The organism is Paraburkholderia sp. IW21 (genome assembly GCF_041321145.1).
Lineage (GTDB): Bacteria > Pseudomonadota > Gammaproteobacteria > Burkholderiales > Burkholderiaceae > Paraburkholderia.
Window position 1 is genome coordinate 399,647 of sequence record NZ_JBGGWA010000005.1, and the last position, 20,959, is coordinate 420,605.

Genomic DNA, 20,959 nt, shown 5'->3' on the forward strand with positions numbered 1-20,959 from the left:
CATGCAGAACTCGTCCCTTTCTCAACGTACCGGCGGCCAGGTACTGGTCGACCAGTTGCTCACGCACGGCGTGCAGCACGTTTTCTGCGTGCCGGGCGAAAGTTTTCTCGCCGCACTGGACGCGCTGCACGACGCCGACATCCAGCTCACCGTCTGCCGCCAGGAAGGCGGCGCCGCGATGATGGCCGAAGCGCACGGCAAGCTGACCGGACGCCCCGGCGTGTGCTTTGTCACGCGCGGGCCCGGCGCGACGAATGCCGCACATGGCGTGCATATCGCGCAGCAGGATTCCACGCCGATGATCCTGTTCGTCGGCCAGATCGAGCGCGTGGCGCGCGGTCGCGATGCGTTCCAGGAGCTGGATTACCGCGCTGTCTTCGGGCCGTTCGCCAAGTGGGCGACGGAAATTGACGATCCGAAGCGCATTCCCGAGATCGTCGCGCGCGCGTTCCACGTAGCGACGTCGGGCAGGCCTGGGCCGGTCGTGATCGCGTTGCCGGAAGACATGCTGACCGAACGCTGCGAGACCCGCGACGCCCGGCCTTTTCAACCGCTCGAAACGCATCCGGGCGTGGCCGGCCTGGACGCACTCGACGCGCTGCTCGCCAGCGCCGAAAAGCCGGTGGCGCTGGTCGGCGGCAGCGGCTGGACGGCGCAAGCCGTCGCCCAGTTCACCGCTTTCAGCGAGCGCTTCGCATTGCCCGTCGCCGTATCGTTTCGCCGCCAGATGCTGTTTCCCGCCGATCACCCGAATTTCATCGGCGATCTGGGACTGGGACCGAATCCGAAGCTTGTCGAGCGGTTTGCGCAAGCCGATCTCGTGCTGCTGATCGGCGGGCGCTTGTCGGAGGCATCGAGCCAGGGCTATACCGTGCTGCGCATTCCTGATCCGGTGCAGAAGTTCGTTCACGTCCATGCAGAGGGCGCTGAACTCGGGCGCGTGTATCAACCCGACCTGGCCATTCACGCCTCGCCCGTGGCATTCGCCGCCGCCCTTGCCGAGCGGCGTCCCGCCGCGCCGCCGCGCTGGCGCGAAGCCACCCGCCGCGCGCGTGCCGAATACGAAACATGGAGCGATCCCGCCGCGATCCGCTCGCCGGGTCGCCTGCAAATGCCGCAGGTGATCACTTATCTGCAGAAGCATCTTCCCGCCGATGCGATTCTCTGCAACGGCGCGGGCAATTACGCCACCTGGCTGCACCGGTTCTTCCGCTTTGGACAATTCGGCACGCAACTCGCGCCGACTTCGGGTTCGATGGGCTACGGCACTCCCGCGGCCGTGGCGGCCAAGCGGTTGTATCCGCAGAGAACGGTCGTGGCGTTCGCCGGTGACGGCTGTTTCCTGATGAACGGCCAGGAGTTCGCGACCGCCGTGCAGTACGACCTGCCGATCGTGGTGATCGTCGTCGATAACGGCATGTACGGCACGATCCGCATGCATCAGGAAAAAGCGTATCCAGGGCGGGTCTCGGCCACGGCGCTGCGCAATCCCGACTTCGCGGCGTACGCGCGAACCTTCGGCGGCCATGGCGAACGTGTGCAAGACACCGAAGAATTCGGTCCCGCATTCGAGCGCGCGGTGGCATCGGGAAAACCGGCCATCCTCCATTGCGTGCTTGACCCCGAGGCCATCACGCCCAACGCGAGCCTGAGCGAACTGCGCGCCGCCGCGCTCGGCGCGCAGCGTTAAGCAACAGCAGGAGACATCGCGATGCCCGAACACTTCAGTAACTGGATAGGCGCAGAGCGCGTGAGCAGCACGCGCTTTCTGGACAACATCAATCCGTCCGATACGCGCGAGATCGTCGGGCACTATGCGTTGGCATCGGTTGAAGACGCCGGGCACGCGATTGCCGCGGCCAAAGCCGCCGCCGCTGGGTGGGCCGCAAGCGCGCCGCAGTTGCGCCATGACGTCCTGAAACGGGCCAGCGACGAAATCGTCGCGAGGAAAGCGGAGCTCGGCACGCTGCTCGCGCGCGAAGAAGGCAAGACGCTGCCCGAAGCAACGGGCGAAGTCGGCCGCGCGGCGCAGGTGATGTTGTACATGGCGGGCGAAGCGCTGCGCATCAGCGGCGAGAAGCTGACGGGTCTTGCCGCCGACAGCGAGATCGACGTCGTCCATGAGCCGGTGGGCGTGATCGGCATCGTGACGCCGTGGAACTTTCCTATCGCGATTCCCGCGTGGAAAATCGCGCCGGCGCTCGCGTACGGCAATACCGTGGTCTTCAAACCGTCCGAACTCGTGCCCGGTTCGGCGTGGGCGCTGGTCGACATCCTGCAGCGCGCGGGCCTGCCGCCTGGCGTGCTGAATCTCGTGATGGGCGCGGGCGACGTGGGCCACGCGATTGCCGCGCATCCGGACGTGGCGGCGATCAGTTTCACCGGATCGGCCGCGACCGGGCGAAAAGTCGGCCTTGCGGGCATCGAATCGACGCCGATGAAAAGGCTTCAGCTCGAACTCGGCGGCAAGAATCCGCTGCTGGTACTCGACGACGCCGACCTCGATCTCGCCGTGGAATGCGCGTTGAACGGCGCGTTCTTCTCGACCGGGCAGCGTTGCACGGCGTCGTCGCGGCTGATCGTGACCGACGGCATTCACGATCGCTTCGTCTCGGCGCTGACGGCGCGGCTGTCGGCCATGCGAGTCGGCCATGCGCTCGAAACCGGCATCGACATCGGCCCGGTCGTCAACGACACCCAGCTCGCGAAAGACCTCGCGTACATCGAGATCGGCAAGCAGGAAGGCGCGCGTCTTCACTGGGGCGGCGACACGCTGGAACGCGCGACGCCCGGCCACTATCTGCAGCCGGCGCTGTTTACCGACGTCGCGCCCGGCATGCGCATTGCCCGCGAGGAAATTTTTGGACCAGTCGCGGTCGTGCAGCGCGCTCGCGACTATGACGAAGGCCTGGCTCTCGCCAACGATACCGAATTCGGCCTCACCGCTGGCATCTGCACCGACAGTCAGAAATATGCAAGCCACTTCCGCCTGCACGCGCGCGCGGGCGTGGTGAAGGTCAATCTCGGCACGAGCGGCCTCGACTATCACGTGCCGTTCGGCGGCGCGAAGAACTCGTCATACGGGCCGCGCGAACAGGGTCATCACGCCATGCAGTTCTTTACATCGACCAAGACAGTCTATTCGCGGCTGGGGTAGCCGCTTACGGACGCGAGTCATCTCACGGAGCAGCAACAATGGCAGGATCGCTTTCGCATATCAGGGTGCTGGATTTATCGCGGGTGCTGGCCGGCCCTTGGGCGACGCAGATCCTGGGCGATCTCGGCGCCGAGGTCATCAAGGTCGAGCGGCCGGACACCGGCGACGATACACGTACGTGGGGGCCGCCCTATGTGAAAGACGCGACCGGCGAGGCCACCTCGGAATCGGCCTATTTCATGTGCACCAACCGCAACAAGAAGTCGCTCGCGATCGACTTCACCCGGCCCGAAGGCCAGGCCGTGTTGCGGCAACTCGCGGCGCGCGCGGACGTGATCGTCGAGAACTTCAAGGTGGGCGGCCTGAAGCAATACGGACTGGACTATGCGTCGTTGAGCGAGCTGAATCCCCGTCTCGTGTATTGCTCAATTACAGGTTTTGGTCAGACCGGGCCCTATGCGGCGCGCGCAGGCTACGACTTTCTGATCCAGGGGCTCGGCGGATTGATGAGCGTCACGGGACGGCGCGACGACGAACCCGGTGCAGGTCCAATCAAGGCCGGCGTGGCATTGACTGACGTGATGACGGGCCTGTATGCATCGACCGCCATTCTTGCCGCCCTTAGCGCGCGCGAATCGACCGGCCGTGGCCAGCAGATCGACATGAGCCTGCTCGATGTCGGCATCGCGTGTCTGGCCAATCAGTCAATGAACTATCTTCACACGGGCATCGCACCGCGCCGCATGGGCAATGCGCATCCGAACGTCGTGCCATACCAGGACTTTCCCACGGCAGACGGCGACATGATCCTCGCGGTCGGCAACGACAGTCAGTTTGCCCGGCTGTGCGCGGCGATGGAGCGCCCGGAACTTGCCGTGGATGCGCGCTACGTGACCAACGCCGCGCGCGTCGCCAATCGGGACACGCTGATCCCCACGCTGCGCGGCCTCACCACGCAACGCAGCACCGACGACTGGATCGCGCGGCTCGAGGCGGCCGGCGTGCCGTGCGGTCCGATCAATACGCTCGATCGCGTGTTCCGCGATCCGCAAGTGATCGATCGGGGCATCCGGATCGAAATGGCGCATCCGCTCGGGGGCGCCTTGCCGCTCGTCGCGAGTCCCATACGCCTTTCCGGCACGCCGGTCGAATATCGACATCCGCCACCTTTGCTTGGTGAACATACCAGAGAGGTGCTGACCGATATCCTGCAACTCGACGCCGACGCGCTCGAACGCCTCAGCGCTGCACACGTGATCTGAAGTGCGGTGCGCACGAGCCACTCCGACTGCATGAGCCTGAACCATACCGATGATCGAATCCCTTCCCTACACCAGCATTCCGGCCGACGCCCAGGCGTTCCGGCGCGAGGTGCGCGCGTTCATTGACGAGCACTTGCCTCAAACGGACGCGAGCGTTCGCGCCCGCTCCTGGATGGGCTTCTCCGCCGAATTCAGCCGGGCGCTCGGACAACGCGGCTGGCTGGGCCTCACGCTGCCACGTGAGTATGGCGGCGGCCGCGCGGCGGATGCAGCGAACGGCACAGGCGCGTACGCGCGCTTCGTGCTGGTCGAGGAATTGCTGAACGCCGGCGCGCCGGTAGCCGCGCACTGGATCGCCGACCGTCAGAGCGGCCCGCTGATTCTCTCGTACGGCACCGACGCGCAAAAGCACTTCTACTTGCCTCGCATCTGCCGCGGCGAGGCCTATTTCTGCATCGGCATGAGCGAGCCGAACGCCGGCTCGGATCTGGCAAGCGTGCGCACGCGCGCCACGCGAACCGATGACGGCTGGCGGCTGTCCGGTCAGAAAATCTGGACGACCCAGGCTTCGAAATCGCATTACATGATCGCGCTCGTGCGCACGTCCGGCGCGCCGGAAGACCGGCACGTAGGCCTGTCGCAGGTGATCGTGAATTTGTCGCTGCCGGGCGTCACCGTGCGGCCTATCGAGGACCTGACCGGCGACAGCCATTTTTGCGAGGTTTTTTTCGACGACGTCGCGCTCGCCGCCGACGCACTGATCGGCACCGAAGGCGATGGCTGGCGTCAGGTCACCGCCGAACTCGCGTTCGAGCGTAGCGGTCCGGAGCGGATCTACTCGAGCATCGTCGTGCTGAACGAATGGGCCGCGTGGCTGCGCTCAAGCGGCCAGATCCGCGGGATCAATCCGCTTGTGGAGGTCGCGGCGGGCAGGTTGATCGCCACGCTCGCCACCTTGCGGGCAATGGCGATTTCCATCGTCGCGAAGCTGGCGGCAGGGGAAAGCCCTGCCACGGTGGCGGCCTTGACGAAGGATCTGGGAACCGAATTCGAGCAACGCGTACCGACCGTCATCGCCGATCTGGTGTCGACGGGCGATCTCGAACCGCCCGCCGACCTGGTCCGCGCGCTCGCCTACGTGACGCACGTGGCGCCTTCATTCTCGCTGCGCGGCGGCACGCGCGAGATCTTGCGCAGCATGATCGCGCGTGGGCTGGGGTTACGCTGATCCCGCAAACCTCCAGCATCTGCACAGCACAGAAAGGATTCCCCAACCATGACCGATGACATCTTCGCCGAGTCGTTCGAGCGGCTGCTTGGCGGCGTGTGCACACCCGCGATAGTGCGCGAGATCGAAGCGGGCGCGGCGCCCGGCCCACTCTGGTCAGCGCTCGCCGAGGCCGGCTTTGCTGACTTGCTGGTCTCGGAGGAAGGCGGCGGCGCGGGCCTCTCGCTGCACGCCGCCGCGCCCTTGATCGAAGCATGCGGACGCCACGCGCTGCCCGTGCCGCTCGCCTACACCGTGCTCGCCCGCGCGGCGCTCGAACGGGCCGGCGCAAATCAGGTGGACGGCCCAGTGACGATTGCCGATAAGCCAGCGCACGCGGTTCGCGATGGCATTCGCTGCGCGCACGTGCCGTTCGGCGCGGTATCGGAGTGGCTTGTCGTCACGCACGATGGTGCATGCGCGCTCTGGCCGGCGAAAGCCGCGAAGATCGAGCACGACGGCATTCACGGCAGCCTCGACGCAAGCTTCCTGTGGCCGTCCGTTCCGGCCGATGCCATCGGCCTGGAACACGCCGACTGGCGCGCGGTCGGCGCCGCCACCACAGCACTGATGATGGCGGGGGCAATGGAACGGCTGCTCGATATGACCATCGCCTATGCGAACGACCGCAAACAGTTCGGCAAGCCGATCGGCAGATTCCAGGCGGTGCAGCAACAGATCAGTCTGTTCGCCGAGCGCACGTTCGCCACGCGGATGGCATCGCGCATCGCGTGCCCCGCGACGCGGATTCCGCTCGATCGTCACGCCGTCGCCGTCGCGAAGGGCTACGCGAGCGCCGCCGCGATCGAGATCACCGCGATAGCGCACGCGGTGCACGGCGCTATCGGTATCACTGCGGAACACGATCTCAATCTGTACACCCGCCGGCTTCACGCCTGGCGGCGCGCCTTCGGCGCGGAAACGGCGTGGCACGCCGAACTCGGCCGCGCGTGGTTGCTGGACGCCAGCAGCGCACTGGATTTCACGCGCGCCCATCTCGCCCCTTCGATAGCTTGATACGAGGCTGAACACCATGAGTTCATTTCTGACTTACGAGAGCGAGGGTCCCGTCGTGACCCTTTCGATGAACGCGCCCGAGGTCCGCAACGCGCTGACCGGCAATACGGCGATCGCCGAATTCCTCGCGGCCTGCGAGAAGATCAACGCGGATTTATCGGTGCGCTGCGTGATCATCACGGGTTACGACGGCATGTTTTCATCGGGCGGCAACGTGAAGGACATGCGACGTTTCTTCGATGACGCCCTCACGCCCGCACAGATCGTGCACGAGTACCGCAACGGCATCCAGCGCCTGACCCAGGCCATTTACGGCCTCGACGTGCCCACCATCGCCGCGGTCGGCGGTCCCGCCATCGGCGCGGGGTGCGATTTGAGTTGCATGTGCGACATGCGGGTGGCGTCGGAAAATGCAGGATTTGCAGAGAGCTTTGTGAAAGTGGGAATTGTTCCTGGCGACGGCGGCGCGTGGCTGCTCTCACGCACGATAGGACGATCGCGGGCGGCGGAAATGGCTTTTACCGGAGACATGCTCACGGCGCAGCAGGCGCTGGAATTTGGGCTCGTCTCGCGCGTGGTGCCGGCGGCCGACTTGCTGCAGACCGCGCGCGACCTGGCCGCGCGCATCGTGCGCAATTCCGGTCCTGCGTTGCGCATGACCAAACGCCTGCTGCGCGAAAGTCAGGACAATCGGCTCGATACCGTGCTGGAAATGTCCGCCGCCATGCAAGCCGTCGCGCACAAGTCCACGCAGCATCGCGAGGCGGTGATGGCTTTTATCGAGAAGCGTGTGCCGCGGCTGCAAGACTGATCAGATCAGCTCTAGTGAGGTGGTTGTGCGTGATCAGTCAGGCCGACACGCCAACCGATTCGCTAATCGCTATTTGCACCACAGCCATTCCTGCCGCCCATGACCTGCCGGTCGCCTCTCGGACTCATGCCGAACCGCGCACGATACGTCCGCGAGAAATGCGACGGCGACTCAAATCCGCATGCAACGCAGATTGATGTGATCGACATGTCGGTCTGTTGCAGCAACTCACGCGCACGGGCGAGCCGGAGTTGCAGATAGAAATGCGTCGGCGTGTCCTTCAGCGATGCGCAGAAGAGCCGCTCCAGTTGCCGCCGCGTCACGCCGATCTCCTGCGCGAGTTGGTCCGGCGTCAGCGGCTCTTCCATATGCTGTTCCATCACACCGATCACCTGAATCAGCTTGCGGTTGTGCACGCCGTAGCGCGCCGCAATCTCCATCCGCTGATGGTCCGAACGCTGCCGAATCCGGCTCACGACAAACTGCTCCGATACCGCCGAGGCCAAAGTCGCGCCGTGCTTGCGGCCGATCAGGTCGAGCATCATGTCGATCGACGCCGTGCCGCCCGCGCAGGTGATGCGCCGCGCGCCAATTTCGAACAGCTCCTGGCTTGCGTTCAGCGAGGCATAGCGCTCGCGAAACGCCGACAACGCTTCCCAATGGACGGTCACGCTGTCCGAACCGCTGAGTAGCCCGGCTTCCGCGAGGATGAAGCTGCCGGTGTCGATGCCGCCGAGCGTCGCGCCGGCACGCTCGAGCCGCTTCAAGCAATCGCAAAGCGCACGCGAATAGCAGGCAAGCGGCTCGAAACCCGCGACGACGAATACCGTTTGCGCCGTTTCGACGTCGCCGATTGCCGCATCTGCATTGATCGAAATGCCGTTGCTGGCCGCGACCGGCGCGCCGTCGAGGCTCAGGATGCGCCAGCGGTACAGATCGCCGCGAAAACGGTTCGCCACGCGCAAAGGCTCCACCGCCGACATGAAGCCGATCGCCGAAAAGCCCGGCAGCAGGAGAAACGACATATCTTCGGGCATCTTGCGGAGACTCGATCGGGGGACAAAAACCGCAAGCGGACGCGGGATTCCCGGCGAGCGTAGCAAGCAGCGCGCGAACCGGCAAGGCGCACCAAAATCACCACACGACGCGATGCTGCACCGCAATGCCGGGCGATGCTGGTTTTCCCTCGTTGTCGCGTGGAAGCAAGAACGGGTCGCTGGCGGTCGCTTTGGCCGGAATATGGGGCATTAACGTAACGTCATTCTTGCAACTCAAGCATCACTCAAGCCGTATCGCGCATGTCCGGGGGCCGGCTGGATTTTTTTAGCCGCGGCCCGGTTCGAAACACGCTGTCAAACGTGTCCGAAGGGGGAACGTCATGAAGTTACGCGTCAAAGCCTTGTTTGCCCATCTCGCTTGTCTGGCGGGCGTCGTCGCCGCATCGCCGGTGCTCGCTCAGGATCCACCCACCTGCCGTGCCGTGCATTTTGCCGACATCGGCTGGACCGATATCACGTCGACCACCGCGCTCGCGTCGACCGTATTCGAAGGGCTTGGCTATCAGCCCGTTACGACCGTCGCCTCGGTGCCGATCTCGTTCGCGGGTCTGAAGAGCAAACAGCTCGACGTCTCGCTCGGCTACTGGTGGCCGGTGCAGGAAAAGGCGATTGCACCGTTCGTCGATTCGAAATCGATCCAGGTGCTGCAACCGCCTAATCTCACTGGTGCCAAGGCGACCTTCGCAGTGCCGAGCTACGAATACGACGCAGGCCTGAAGACTTTCGCCGACATCGCGAAACACCGCGAGCAACTCGACGGCAAGATCTACGGCATCGAACCCGGCAGCAGCGCGAACGCGGCGATTCAGAAAATGATCGCCAGCAATCAGTTCGGCCTCGGCGGCTTCAAGCTGATCGAATCGAGTGAAGCGGGCATGCTGGTGTCGGTGGATCGCGCGATTCGCGAGAAGAAATGGGTCGTGTTTCTCGGCTGGGAACCGCATCCGATGAACATCCAGATCGATATGAAATACCTCACCGGCAGCGATGGCGCGTTCGGTCCGAATGACGGCGAAGCACGCGTTTATACGCTGACGTCCCCCGACTTTCTGACGCGCTGTCCAAACGCGGGCAAGCTCGTGAGCAATCTGCGCTTTTCGACGCAACTGGAGAACGTCGTGATGCAGTCGGTGATGAATAAGGAAAAGCCCACCGATGCCGCCAAAGCGTATCTGAAGAAGAACCCGCAAGTACTGGATGCATGGCTCGCCGGCGTGAAGACCTATGACGGCAAGGACGGCTTGCCTGCGGTGAAAGCCTATCTCGGACTTTGACGCAAGCCGCTTTGATCCATTGAGTCGCGCATTTCAATCCACAGGAACTAGCACGCATGAATCATGAAGTCATCGTGACCTGCGCGGTCACCGGCGCAGGCGATACGGTCGGCAAGCATCCGGCCATTCCCGTCACGCCGAAGCAGATCGCCGAAGCCGCCATCGAAGCCGCGAAAGCCGGCGCCACGGTCGCGCATTGCCACGTCCGCGATCCGAAGACCGGACGCGGCAGTCGCGATCCGCAGTTGTATCGCGAGGTGGTCGACCGGATCCGTTCGTCCGGCACCGACGTGATCATCAATTTGACGGCGGGCATGGGCGGCGATCTGGAGATCGGTCCCGGCGAAGACCCGATGCGCTTCGGCGCCGGCACCGATCTGGTGGGCGGCTTGACACGGCTCGCGCATGTCGAGGAACTGCTGCCGGAAATCTGCACGCTCGATTGCGGCACGCTCAATTTCGGCGACGGCGACTACATCTATGTGTCGACGCCCGCGCAATTGCGGGCCGGCGCACAGCGCATCCAGGAACTCGGCGTGAAGCCGGAACTGGAGATCTTCGATACCGGACACCTGTGGTTCGCGAAGCAATTGCTCAAGGAAGGTTTGCTCGACGCGCCGCCGCTGTTTCAGATTTGCCTGGGCATTCCGTGGGGAGCGCCCGCCGATACCACCACCATGAAAGCAATGGCCGACAATCTGCCGCCCGGCGCGCAATGGGCGGGCTTCGGCATCGGCCGCATGCAGATGCCGATGGTCGCGCAAGCGATGCTTCTTGGAGGCCACGTGCGCGTCGGCCTCGAAGACAACCTCTGGCTCGACAAAGGTGTGCCTGCAACGAACGGCACGCTGGTGCGACGCGCGGTCGAGATCATCGAACGGCTTGGTGGGCGCGCGCTGAGTCCCGCGGAAGGTCGCCGCAAGCTCGGCTTGCCCGCACGGGGCGAGCGGCAGTTGGAACGGCGTGCGGCTGGACAGTATGCGTGATCACGGCGCGTATTCATTACGCTTAATACGGCGTGCTTCGGAACCTGAGAACTCATAGATAAAGGAAACATCAGCAATGGCAGTCATCGTCGATATCAAAACATTTGCGGCAATCGGCGCGGGCGTGATCGGCAGCGGCTGGGTGGCGCGCGCGCTCGCTCACGGGCTCGACGTCGTCGCGTGGGACCCCGCGCCCGGCGCGGAGAAGCAGTTGCGCGAGAACATCGCTAATGCGTGGCCGGCATTGGAGCGCGTCGGCCTGGCCGAAGGCGCGTCACCGAGCCGGTTGCGCTTCGTCGATACGATCGCAGCGTGCGTCGAACATGCGGACTTCATTCAGGAAAGCGCGCCCGAACGCGAATCGCTGAAGCTCGCGTTGCACGAACAGATCAGCCGTGCAGCGAAGCCGGATGCGATCATCGCTTCGTCCACTTCCGGCCTGCTGCCGAGCGATTTCTACGCGCAAGCGGTGAATCCGCAGCGTTGCATCGTCGGGCATCCGTTCAACCCGGTGTATCTGCTGCCGCTCGTCGAAGTGCTCGGCGGCGAACGTACCGCGCCGGAAACTATCGATGCAGCGCTGCAGGTGTATCGTTCACTGTCAATGCGGCCGCTGCGAGTGCGCAAGGAAGTGCCCGGCTTTATCGCCGACCGTTTGCTCGAAGCGCTATGGCGCGAGGCGCTGCATCTGGTCAACGAAGGCGTGGCGACCACGGGCGAAATCGACGATGCGATCCGCTTCGGCGCGGGCATCCGTTGGTCATTCATGGGGACGTTCCTGACCTACACGCTGGCGGGCGGTGATGCGGGTATGCGGCACTTCATGCAGCAGTTTGGACCGGCATTGGCGCTGCCGTGGACTAAACTGGAGGCACCGGAGCTGACCGATGAATTGATCGATCGGGTCGTGAACGGCACGTCGGAACAGGTCGGGCCGCGCTCGATCAAGCAGCTCGAACGCTACCGGGATGATTGCATTACGAGTGTGCTGGCCGCGATTGGAGAGGCGAAGGCGCGGCACGGGTTGCTTCCTGCAGAGTAATGCTGCGCGATGAGAGGCCCACTGCTGCGTCGTGCGCCGCACTATGGCCGCTTTCGATGCGGCTCTGACCGATGAAGGAGACGATTGCATATGCCGCAACATGTTTCATTGCCCTGCTATCGCGACACGGTGCGCGCCGAGTGGGTCGACTATAACGGTCATCTGCGTGATGCGTTCTATATGCTGATTTTCAGCTTCGCGACCGACGCGTTGATCGATGTTATCGGGCTGCCCGATGCCGTGCGTAAAGCGCGTAAGCGGTCGATCTACACGCTTGAAGCGCACATCAACTATCTGCACGAGATCAAGGAAGGCGTGCAGGTGCGGGTCGATATGCGGGTGCTTGGGCATGATGCAAAAAGGCTGCATCTTTACCTCGAAATGTTTGCTGACGATGGTGTTGAACCCGTGGCCGCTGGGGAGCAGATGCTACTGCATGTGGACACCGGTGGCCCACGCGCCGTTGCGTTCGATCCAGACGTGGAAGCGCGCGTGCGGGAACTCGCTGAAGCACATGCCGCGCTGCCAGCAGCCAGATTTGCGGGGCGTGTGATCGGGTTGCCCGTCAAGACGCCGCGCCATGGGAGCGGGCATGCTTGAGCCGGAGATCGCTGCGTTTGTTGAAAGGACCACCGCGATTTATCCGGCACATACGACGTCATTACCGCCGGGTGCGCAGCGCGCGATTTACGATCGTTACGCCGCTGTGTTTACGCCGCCGTTGCCGGATGGCGTGATGGCTGAAGACGCTGCGTTTCGAGCAAGTGCGGGGCATTTGATCAAGCTACGGCTTTATCGGCTTCGTGCGAACGCGAAGGGAACAATCCGAGGCACCGTTTTGTACTTTCACGGTGGCGGCTTCGTGCTTGGCTCGTTGGACAGTCATCAGGTCGTGACAGCACGTATTGCCGCGGATACCGGCCTCGACGTGATCGCGGTCGATTACCGGCTCGCTCCGGAACATCGCGCGCCGGCCGCGCACGATGATTGTCTGGAAGTGACGCTCGCGGCATTGGAAGGACGATTACCGTTTGCTTCGCTAGCAGAAGGTGCGCTGCAGTTGGCAGGCGATAGCGCTGGCGGCAATCTCGCTGCCAGTGTTGCCATGCGGCTGCGCGACAACGGCATTCAAGGCGTGTGCGGACTTGCGCTAGTCTATCCGATGCTCGGCACCGAGCCACAACTGCCTGCGCGCGAAAGCGAAGCGCACGCGCCGATGCTCACGCTCGCCGACGTGCATGCGTTTCGCGATCTGTATTGGCCCGAACGCACGCCCTACTCCGCCTGGACGATACCGCTCGATGCCACGCGCTTCGATGGTCTGCCGCCCACGCTCGCCGTAGGCGTCGAACACGATCCGTTACGGGACGATGCACGGGTGTTTGCCGAGCGCGTGAATGCGGCTGGCGGAGATGCCCAGTTCTGGCTTGGCACCGGACTCGTACACGGGTGCTGGCGTGCGCTCGAAACGAGCCCCGGCGTACAGGCATTGCATCGCAAAGTGTGCCAATTTCTATGCGCCGGCAAGTTCACCCGCGTCATTGCGAAAGATCCTGCGCAATGAAGTCGACGAACGCGCGAATGCGATTCGACATCTGATGCCGCTGCGAATACACCGCGAAGATATCGGCATTCGGCGTGTCATGATCGGGCAGCACGAGAACCAGTGAGCCATCGGCCAGATACTGTTTGATGTCCCACTCGGCACGCATCAGAATGCCGTGACCTTCGAGCGCCCACTTCACTGCGATTTCGCCATCGTTCGTTGTCAACGTGCCATTGATCCGCACGGCTTCCGTTTTGCGTGAGGCACCCCGGCCCGAAGTCAACCGCCACACGCCGTAGGCTTCGTCGCCCTGACGGATGCCGATGCAGTTGTGCCGCGTCAGGTCGTGCGCGGTCATTGGCATCCCGCGTGAGGCGAGGTACGAAGGCGAGGCACAGAGCACCCGCCGATTGCTCGCCAGATGCCGCGCGACCACTCGCGCATCGGGCGGCTCGCCGAATCGTATGCAGACGTCGAACGTGTCGTCCGTCAGTGGCGGAGGCGTGACCGACAGCTGAAGCTGCACGGACACCTGCGGATACTTCGCGACAAAGCGCGAAATCGCCGGCGCGACATGGGTGCGCCCGAAACCGAGCGTGGCATTGACGCGCAGCAGTCCCTTGGGACTCTTCTTCGCTGTGCCGAGCAGTTCGGCCAGTTCGTCGATCTCGTCGAGAATCCTGCGCGCATGATCGAGATACAGCTCGCCCTCCGGCGTGAGCATCATCCGTCGCGTCGTGCGGTTGACGAGCGCCACGCCCGCGCGGCTCTCCATCTGCGTCAGGCGCTTGCTGACGGCTGCCGGCGTCAGACCCAGCTCCCGCGCCGCGGCGCTCAGGCTGCCTGACGCGGCGAGCGTTGAGAAAAAGCTCAGATCGGACGGCTGGACAGTGTCGCGCACGGTTTTCACTTGTGAATTAAAGTTAAATATGCTTTGAGTTTAGCACCGGTTTTTACGTCCAGATGTCGATAAAGTTCACCCACATCCTCAACATCAGAAGGACGGAGACATGAACACCTATCGCATCGCCACCATCCCCGGCGACGGCATCGGCAAGGAAGTCATACCCGCCGGCGCGCAGGTCCTCGAAGCACTTGCGAAGACCACGAAGTCGTTCGCATTCGAGTTCGAAAACTTCGGCTGGGGTGGCGACTACTACCGCGAGCACGGTGTCATGATGCCCGCCGACGGGCTCGACGCGATCCGCAACAAGGACGCGATCCTGTTCGGCTCGGCGGGCGACCCGGACATCCCCGATCACATCACGCTGTGGGGCCTGCGCCTGAAGATCTGCCAGGGCTTCGACCAGTACGCGAACGTTCGCCCGACACGCATCCTGCCTGGCATCGACGGACCGCTGAAGCGCTGCAAGCCGGAAGACCTGAACTGGGTCATCGTTCGAGAAAACTCGGAAGGCGAATATTCGGGTGTCGGCGGCCGCGTCCACCAGGGCCATCCGATTGAAGCCGCGACGGACGTATCGATTCTGACCCGGGCAGGCGTCGAACGGATCATGCGTTTCGCGTTCCGGCTCGCGCAATCCCGTCCGCGCAAACTGCTCACGGTCATCACGAAGAGCAATGCGCAACGTCACGCCATGGTGATGTGGGACGAGATCGCACTCGAAGTCTCGAAGGAATTCCCGGACGTCAAATGGGACAAGGAACTGGTGGACGCGTCGACCGCGCGTATGGTGAACCGCCCCGCGACGCTCGACACGATCGTCGCCACCAACCTGCACGCCGACATTCTGAGCGACCTTGCCGCCGCGCTCGCCGGCAGCCTCGGCATCGCGCCGACGGGCAATATCGATCCGGAGCGCCGCTTTCCATCGATGTTCGAGCCGATCCATGGGTCTGCATTCGACATCATGGGCAAAGGCCTCGCGAATCCGGTCGGCACCTTCTGGTCGGTCGTCATGCTGCTCGAACATTTGGGCGAATTCGACGCGGCGAAGCGCGTGATGCAGGCGGTCGAAGCCGTGACTGCGGACAAGTCGCTGCACACAGGGGATCTCGGCGGCACGGCAACGACAGCACAGGTGACCGCTGCCGTTTGCGCGTTCATCGAAAGCGCCGCAGTGCCCACCGCCAACGCAGCTTAAGCGCGATCAGCCGACGTGATCGGCTGTACGATGCGGCACGGCGTGGCCTGCTGAAAGCGGCCGCGTCTGCTCAAACCTCCAAAGGAGGAGACAATGATTTCCGAACTCGAAAGCCGGGTTTCCCGCAAGCTCATGCTGCGGATCATTCCGTTTGTCATGCTGCTGTATTTCGTGAGTTTTCTCGACCGCGTCAACGTGGGCTTTGCCGCGCTGTCGATGAACAAGGCCATCGGTCTTTCGCCGACCGCATTTGGTCTCGGTGGCGGGCTGTTCTTCATCGGCTACTTCCTGTTCGAAGTGCCGTCGAACCTGATTCTTCACAAGGTCGGCGCGCGCCGGTGGATCGCGCGTGTGATGGTGTCGTGGGGGATCGTGTCGCTGGCGTCGGCGTTCGTCGTCGGCCCGAACAGTTTCTACGCGCTGCGCTTCATCCTGGGCGTCGCCGAAGCGGGGTTCTTCCCCGGCATCATCCTGTATCTGAGCCTGTGGTTCCCGTCGCGTCAACGCGCGGTCGCAGCGGCATGGTTCATGGCCGCTGCGCCGATCTCCACGGCGGTCGGCTCGCCGCTTTCCGGCGCGATCATGAAACTTCCTCCGATCGCCGGATTCGCTGACTGGCAAATGCTCTACATCCTCGAGGCGGCGCCCGCCATCCTTCTCGGTTTTGTAGTCCTGAAGTACATGACCGACACACCGTCGAAGGCGCACTGGTTACAGCCTGAAGAGCGCGAATGGTTGATCGCGAAGCTGAAAATGGAAGCCGGGGAGAAGGAGTCGCGTGCCGGCCACACCGCCGGTGCGCTCAGCGCATTGCGCGATCCGCGTGTCCTTGCGCTGGCACTCATCTACTTTGGTACGTCGGCCGGCCTGTATACGCTCGGCCTCTGGGCGCCCCTCATCATTCACCAGTATGGCTTCGGTTCGTTCGAAACCGGTCTGCTTGCCGGCGTGCCGGCCATCCTCGCCGTGATCGCGATGATCCTGTGGGCGAAGCACTCGGACCGTACCGAAGAACGGACGTGGCATGTCGTCATTCCGTGCGTTCTGGCATGTCTCGGATTCGTCTTCGCCGGTAACGCCACGACTGCGCTGACGATCATCCTGGCGCTCGTCATCGTGAACATTGGGATCAGCGCAGCCAAGGCGCCGTTGTGGGCCATGCCGAGCATGTTCCTGTCGGGCGCCGGTGCGGCCGCTGGGATCGCGATGATCAATTCGGTCGGGAATCTCGGCGGCTTCGTCGGTCCGTTCGCGATTGGCTGGCTCAAGAACGTGACGGGTAGTTACTCGGCAGGGTTATATGTGGTCGGCGCGACGTTGGCCGTGTCCGCCGTGGTGACGCTCATGCTGAGCCGGCAGACGAAGGGAACACCCGTCCCGGTTGGGGAACGGAACGGGCACTGAACAGCGGCCTACTTCCGCCCTTCAACCGGATATCCAGGATCGGTATAGCCCGGCGTAGAGGCATGGCCAGGCGCCACGAGGCTATCGACAAATTTCTCGTCGTCCGGCCCCAGCTGCAATGTCAACGCCTCGACATAGCTGTCCCATTGCGCTTCGGTACGCGGACCGGCAATCGTGCTGCTGACGAGCCGGTTCTTGAGCACCCACGCGAGCGCGAACGCAATCGAAGTCGTGCCACGCTGTGCTGCGTGGCCGGCGATCGCCTGCGCGATCCTGAGCGACTCCGGTCGCCACTCGGTCTGCTGGATTCGCTTATCGCCGCGGCCTGCGCGGGAATCGGCTGGCGGCGTCGCATCCACGGCATATTTTCCGCTGAGCACGCCACGCGCGAGCGGGCTATACGAGACGACACCCAGACCGTAGTGGTCCGCCGCCGGCAACTGCTCGACTTCCGCCGTGCGGTCGACGATGTTGTAAAGCGGCTCGCTGGCCACCGGCCGGTCGATTCCGAGCTGATCGGCAAGACGCGCGATTTCGGCGATGCGCCAGCCACGGAAATTCGACACGCCGAAGTAGCGGATCTTGCCCTGTCGGATCAGATCGCCAATGGCGCGCACGCCCTCTTCCATCGGTGCATCGGCGAGCGCGCGGTGAAAGTAAAGAATGTCGATGTAGTCGGTGCCGAGCCGCTTCAGGCTCGCTTCGACAGACTGGATGATCCACTTGCGCGACTGGCCTTGCTGGTTCGGTCCTGTCGCAGTCGGGAAGCCGAACTTGGTGGCGACGACCCAGTTGTCGCGGCGCTCCGCAATGGCGCGCCCGACGATTTCTTCCGAACGACCCGCATGATAAACGTCGGCCGTGTCGATGAAATTGACGCCTTGATCATAGGCTTTGTCGATGATCCGTTTCGAGTTCGTCTCGTCAGTCTCACCGCCGAACATCATCGCGCCGAGACACAAGGGCGAAACCTTCAGGGCGCTGCGGCCCAGATACCGATAGTCCATGGGTGTACTCCGTTCAGGCTATACCTGAGATAGAAATTGCCGGCAGACTCAATCCTGCCGCTCAAGCTGCAATCCATCGCACGGCCCGCTTTGCGCCCGTGCCACATGGATCGCCTACAGCGTCGAATTTACCGGCTTCGGCGGTAGACGACTAGACAGTGGAATCGGCAAACACCTATGAATGCCATTCATGAATGGCACGCGGGAACCCGCGTTTCCGGGGTCGAGGGCAGGGATCTGGCTCGGGCAATGCAAGCAGCGTTCCACGAATTGCGATTGCGGCGATAATGACGCATTTATCGGCTGCAGCGCCCCGGCTTCGGAAACCCTGAAGCCGCGAGCCTGCCGGCACCAGGCCTCCAGGTCATTCCAGCCGAAAGTAGGTTTTTCGCAAGATGCAGGCACCCGCTTTCGGTCCGACGCGTCTGGTATGGTTCGAGCATATGTCCGTTGTAGCAACTTCATCCCGACTCACCCAACATGACCGATACACGCCTCAGCCCGCTGCGCAAGTTTGCCGATTTCGTTCGCGAGCAGCGAACCCGACTGACCGGGCAATGGATGAAAGCCGTATTCGGCGACGTCGACCTCGTCGAAGCTGACAGACTCACCTACCAGCAACTCGCCGATCACATGCCGGAAATTCTCGAAGGACTCTGCCAGGCCCTCGACGTCGAAGATCTCGACCGCGTCGAACCGGCAATCGAACGCAACGCGAGAAAACACGGTTTGGTCCGCTGGCGGCAGGGTTATCGGATCGAGGAACTCGTACGCGAACTCGATCTGTTTCATCAGGTACTCGCCGACGCGCTAGAAGCGTTCGCCGACCAGGACAGCACGTTCACGCGCCGCCATGAAGGCCGGGCGCGGCGCCTGATCGCCGAAACGCTCAGCATGGTCACCCTCACGTCGATCAAGGAGGTGGTCAGTGAACGGGACCGCAAGATCGACGAGTACACCGGCAGACTCGAGCGCGCCAATCACGAACTGACGCTCAAGCAGCAGCTGGTCAGCGACCTTTACGAGTCGCGCATGCAGATCACGCGCAGCGTGGTCCACGATTTGCGCAATTTTCTGAACGCGTTTTCGATCGCGCTGCAATTGATCGGACGGGCGCCGTCAAAAGCCGATACCGCGCTAACGCTGGCCAACCGGCAGGCCGCGGACATGAAACAACTCGTCGAGCAGATGGTCGAGTACTCGGTCGTGCTCGGCGATGGCGCCCCGCTCACCGTCGAGCGCGTTGACCTGCATGGGCTTTACGATGAACTCGTCGCGTCCTCGCGTCCGGCAATCGAGGCCAAAAGACTGAAATTGCACGCGGCGTTCGATCCGGCGTTGTCCGTCGTCACCTCCAATCGTCTCAAGCTGAAGCAGATCGCAGTCAATCTGCTGTCCAACGCGACGAAGTACACGAAGTCGGGAGAAATCGAACTGGCCTTCGCTGCGGCCGGCGCGGAACATTGGTCGATTCGCGTGTCGGATACCGGCGTGGGCATTGCGCCTGCGGATGCGGATCGCGTGTTCGACGAATTCGAACGCGCCGCGGGCGAAGATATTCCCGGCACGGGGCTCGGCCTCGCGATCGTCAAGGAGTTGTGCCGCGTGCTGAACGGCCAGATTGATTTTGTATCACGCGAAGGGGTTGGGACAACATTCGAAATCCGGTTCCCGCTGGTGCTGGCTGAGATTCAATAAGCCGCCTACTGGTAGCCGACGCCAGCACCGGGTGATGACGCGACTTACACAGGCGCAAACCGAGGCGCACGGTTATGCCCAGTGCGCCGGCACCCAGACGTTCCCTACCCAGTGGCCCGGCACCCACACCACAGGCCGCGGCACAGGCGCGACATACACGACGCGCGGCGCGACATATACGGCAGGCGGCGGGGGCGGCGGCACGTAGACAACTGGAGGAGGCGGCGGAACATACACGGCCGGCGGCGGTACGACCACAACCGGCTTTGGTGCAACGACTACGGTCGTGCTGCCCGTCGTGACGACGCCGGTGGTCGTAACCGTCCCACTCGTCGTCACCGTATTGCCGTGCGTACCCGTCGCACTCGTCGACGTCGTCACGACGCCCGGTGCAACTTGCGTGGCCGTGCCGGCGTGATTGACGGTCCCGCCATCGGATCCCGTCAACGTGCCCGAACGTGAGCACGAAGCACCCGCGCAGTTGGTCGAAGCCGAATGGTTGACCGTGTTGCCGTTCGAGCCCGTGACCGACCCGGACGACGAGTACTGGCCAGGTGCGGTCCTGGTCACGTCGCCGGAGGTGGTGGTCGTTTTGCCGTCCGGTCCTGTGAGCGTGCCGGTGTGCGAACAGGTGCCGCCCGCGCAGTTGGTGTCGCCTGCATGCTGAACCTGGTTGCCGTAGCGTCCTGTCGCGGTGCCCGAATTCGAGAACTGGCCAGGTGCGTTGCGGGTCACCGTTCCCGTGTTGGTCGCCACACCGCCATAGGGTCCCGCGACACCGCCGGCATGCGAGCAGCTGCCGCCGCCACACGAGCCGTAATGCGCGCCGTTGTATGTGCCGCGCGAGGTGTACGCAGTGCCATGTTGCGACCAGGCGAAAGCCGAAGCACTGCGGAGCGCGAGCACGGCGACGGTTGCGGCGAACACGAGCTTGCGCAGCATGCTGCCCACGGATGCGGTGGTCGTCACGCAGGGTGCGCAAGCGGCGGTGGCTGGGGCGATGAACGAACGGTTTTTCACGGTATGTCCTTCCTGGTTTCGGGCCACTTCCGGGTACTGCGGCGTGGCGATGAACGGACTATAGAAGGACGCCTGAATTTAATCAGCAACGAAGATATGTCACCCTGTTTCACCGCAGCGAAGGGCCGCCAGTCAAGGGTTTTCAGGCAATTCGAACGCGCCGCGAAATATGTCGACATAAATTGTCGCGCGTCGAACTCCGCCTCGGCCGCTCGTCGGGTCAAGCCGGACGCCGAGCCGTGCGACACTGCCGCGACACGTTTCCGAAATATGCATGTCGTAGGGTTCGATGAACGCAACGGCGC

Annotated in this window: 18 protein-coding genes; 14 read left to right on the forward strand and 4 right to left on the reverse strand. The window is 63.4% G+C overall.

The annotated features are described in order from the left end of the window. Position 1 precedes the first annotated feature (1 nt). The 6 genes from ACAX43_RS15010 to ACAX43_RS15035 are packed head-to-tail and all read left to right on the forward strand — an operon-like array spanning position 2 to position 7,514. Positions 2-1,690, forward strand: a complete 1,689-nt coding sequence (locus tag ACAX43_RS15010; protein WP_370709182.1) for a thiamine pyrophosphate-binding protein — start codon at positions 2-4, stop codon at positions 1,688-1,690. 21 nt (positions 1,691-1,711) lie between these two features. After that, on the forward strand, positions 1,712-3,157 hold the full coding sequence (locus ACAX43_RS15015; protein ID WP_370709183.1) for an aldehyde dehydrogenase family protein: 1,446 nt from the start codon (positions 1,712-1,714) through the stop codon (positions 3,155-3,157). Between the two features lie 38 nt (positions 3,158-3,195). Then, positions 3,196-4,419: a CaiB/BaiF CoA transferase family protein gene (locus tag ACAX43_RS15020; RefSeq protein WP_370709184.1), complete on the forward strand. Its 1,224-nt coding sequence runs from the start codon at positions 3,196-3,198 to the stop codon at positions 4,417-4,419. 49 nt (positions 4,420-4,468) lie between these two features. Next, a complete protein-coding gene (locus tag ACAX43_RS15025; RefSeq protein ID WP_370709185.1) occupies positions 4,469-5,647 on the forward strand; it encodes an acyl-CoA dehydrogenase family protein in 1,179 nt (392 codons plus the stop codon). A gap of 48 nt (positions 5,648-5,695) precedes the next feature. Further along, positions 5,696-6,703 (forward strand): acyl-CoA dehydrogenase family protein, encoded by a 1,008-nt coding sequence (locus ACAX43_RS15030; protein ID WP_370709186.1) that lies wholly within the window; start codon positions 5,696-5,698, stop codon positions 6,701-6,703. A 16-nt stretch (positions 6,704-6,719) separates the two neighbouring features. After that, positions 6,720-7,514, forward strand: a complete 795-nt coding sequence (locus tag ACAX43_RS15035) for a crotonase/enoyl-CoA hydratase family protein (RefSeq protein ID WP_370709187.1) — start codon at positions 6,720-6,722, stop codon at positions 7,512-7,514. 62 nt (positions 7,515-7,576) lie between these two features. Here the strand turns inward: ACAX43_RS15035 and ACAX43_RS15040 are convergent, their stop codons facing one another. Continuing rightward, a complete protein-coding gene (locus tag ACAX43_RS15040; protein ID WP_370709188.1) occupies positions 7,577-8,551 on the reverse strand; it encodes a GlxA family transcriptional regulator in 975 nt (324 codons plus the stop codon). 341 nt (positions 8,552-8,892) lie between these two features. Between ACAX43_RS15040 and ACAX43_RS15045 the strand changes: the two genes are divergently transcribed. From ACAX43_RS15045 to ACAX43_RS15065, 5 genes are all read left to right on the forward strand, one after another. Further along, positions 8,893-9,846 carry a choline ABC transporter substrate-binding protein gene (locus ACAX43_RS15045; protein ID WP_370709189.1) on the forward strand — a complete coding sequence of 318 codons (954 nt, stop codon included), beginning with the start codon at positions 8,893-8,895 and terminating at the stop codon, positions 9,844-9,846. 56 nt (positions 9,847-9,902) lie between these two features. Next, positions 9,903-10,832, forward strand: coding sequence for a 3-keto-5-aminohexanoate cleavage protein (locus ACAX43_RS15050; protein ID WP_370709190.1), 930 nt, complete (start codon positions 9,903-9,905; stop codon positions 10,830-10,832). A 76-nt stretch (positions 10,833-10,908) separates the two neighbouring features. Further along, on the forward strand, positions 10,909-11,874 hold the full coding sequence (locus ACAX43_RS15055) for an L-carnitine dehydrogenase (protein ID WP_370709191.1): 966 nt from the start codon (positions 10,909-10,911) through the stop codon (positions 11,872-11,874). A gap of 90 nt (positions 11,875-11,964) precedes the next feature. Continuing rightward, positions 11,965-12,474, forward strand: a complete 510-nt coding sequence (locus ACAX43_RS15060; RefSeq protein WP_370709192.1) for a thioesterase family protein — start codon at positions 11,965-11,967, stop codon at positions 12,472-12,474. After that, positions 12,467-13,438, forward strand: coding sequence for an alpha/beta hydrolase (locus ACAX43_RS15065; RefSeq protein ID WP_370709193.1), 972 nt, complete (start codon positions 12,467-12,469; stop codon positions 13,436-13,438). Before ACAX43_RS15060 ends, ACAX43_RS15065 begins: the two co-directional genes overlap by 8 nt. Here ACAX43_RS15065 and ACAX43_RS15070 read toward each other — a convergent pair. After that, positions 13,413-14,321 carry a LysR substrate-binding domain-containing protein gene (locus ACAX43_RS15070; RefSeq protein ID WP_370709194.1) on the reverse strand — a complete coding sequence of 303 codons (909 nt, stop codon included), beginning with the start codon at positions 14,319-14,321 and terminating at the stop codon, positions 13,413-13,415. The genes ACAX43_RS15065 and ACAX43_RS15070 overlap by 26 nt on opposite strands. 109 nt (positions 14,322-14,430) lie before the next feature. Here ACAX43_RS15070 and ACAX43_RS15075 point away from each other — a divergent pair, with 109 nt between their 5' ends. Beyond that, entirely contained in the window at positions 14,431-15,525 is a 1,095-nt protein-coding gene (locus tag ACAX43_RS15075; RefSeq protein ID WP_370709195.1) for a tartrate dehydrogenase, read from the forward strand. A gap of 93 nt (positions 15,526-15,618) precedes the next feature. Further along, positions 15,619-16,929 carry an MFS transporter gene (locus ACAX43_RS15080; RefSeq protein ID WP_370709196.1) on the forward strand — a complete coding sequence of 437 codons (1,311 nt, stop codon included), beginning with the start codon at positions 15,619-15,621 and terminating at the stop codon, positions 16,927-16,929. Positions 16,930-16,937: 8 nt separating this feature from the next. On the opposite strand, the gene ACAX43_RS15085 is transcribed toward ACAX43_RS15080, so the two are convergent. Then, positions 16,938-17,936: an aldo/keto reductase gene (locus ACAX43_RS15085; RefSeq protein WP_370709197.1), complete on the reverse strand. Its 999-nt coding sequence runs from the start codon at positions 17,934-17,936 to the stop codon at positions 16,938-16,940. A gap of 480 nt (positions 17,937-18,416) precedes the next feature. Between ACAX43_RS15085 and ACAX43_RS15090 the strand changes: the two genes are divergently transcribed. Further along, entirely contained in the window at positions 18,417-19,634 is a 1,218-nt protein-coding gene (locus ACAX43_RS15090) for a sensor histidine kinase (RefSeq protein ID WP_370709198.1), read from the forward strand. A gap of 72 nt (positions 19,635-19,706) precedes the next feature. Here ACAX43_RS15090 and ACAX43_RS15095 read toward each other — a convergent pair whose 3' ends face one another. Further along, complete coding sequence (locus tag ACAX43_RS15095) at positions 19,707-20,654, reverse strand: hypothetical protein (RefSeq protein ID WP_370709199.1); 948 nt, start codon at positions 20,652-20,654, stop codon at positions 19,707-19,709. Positions 20,655-20,959 lie beyond the last annotated feature (305 nt).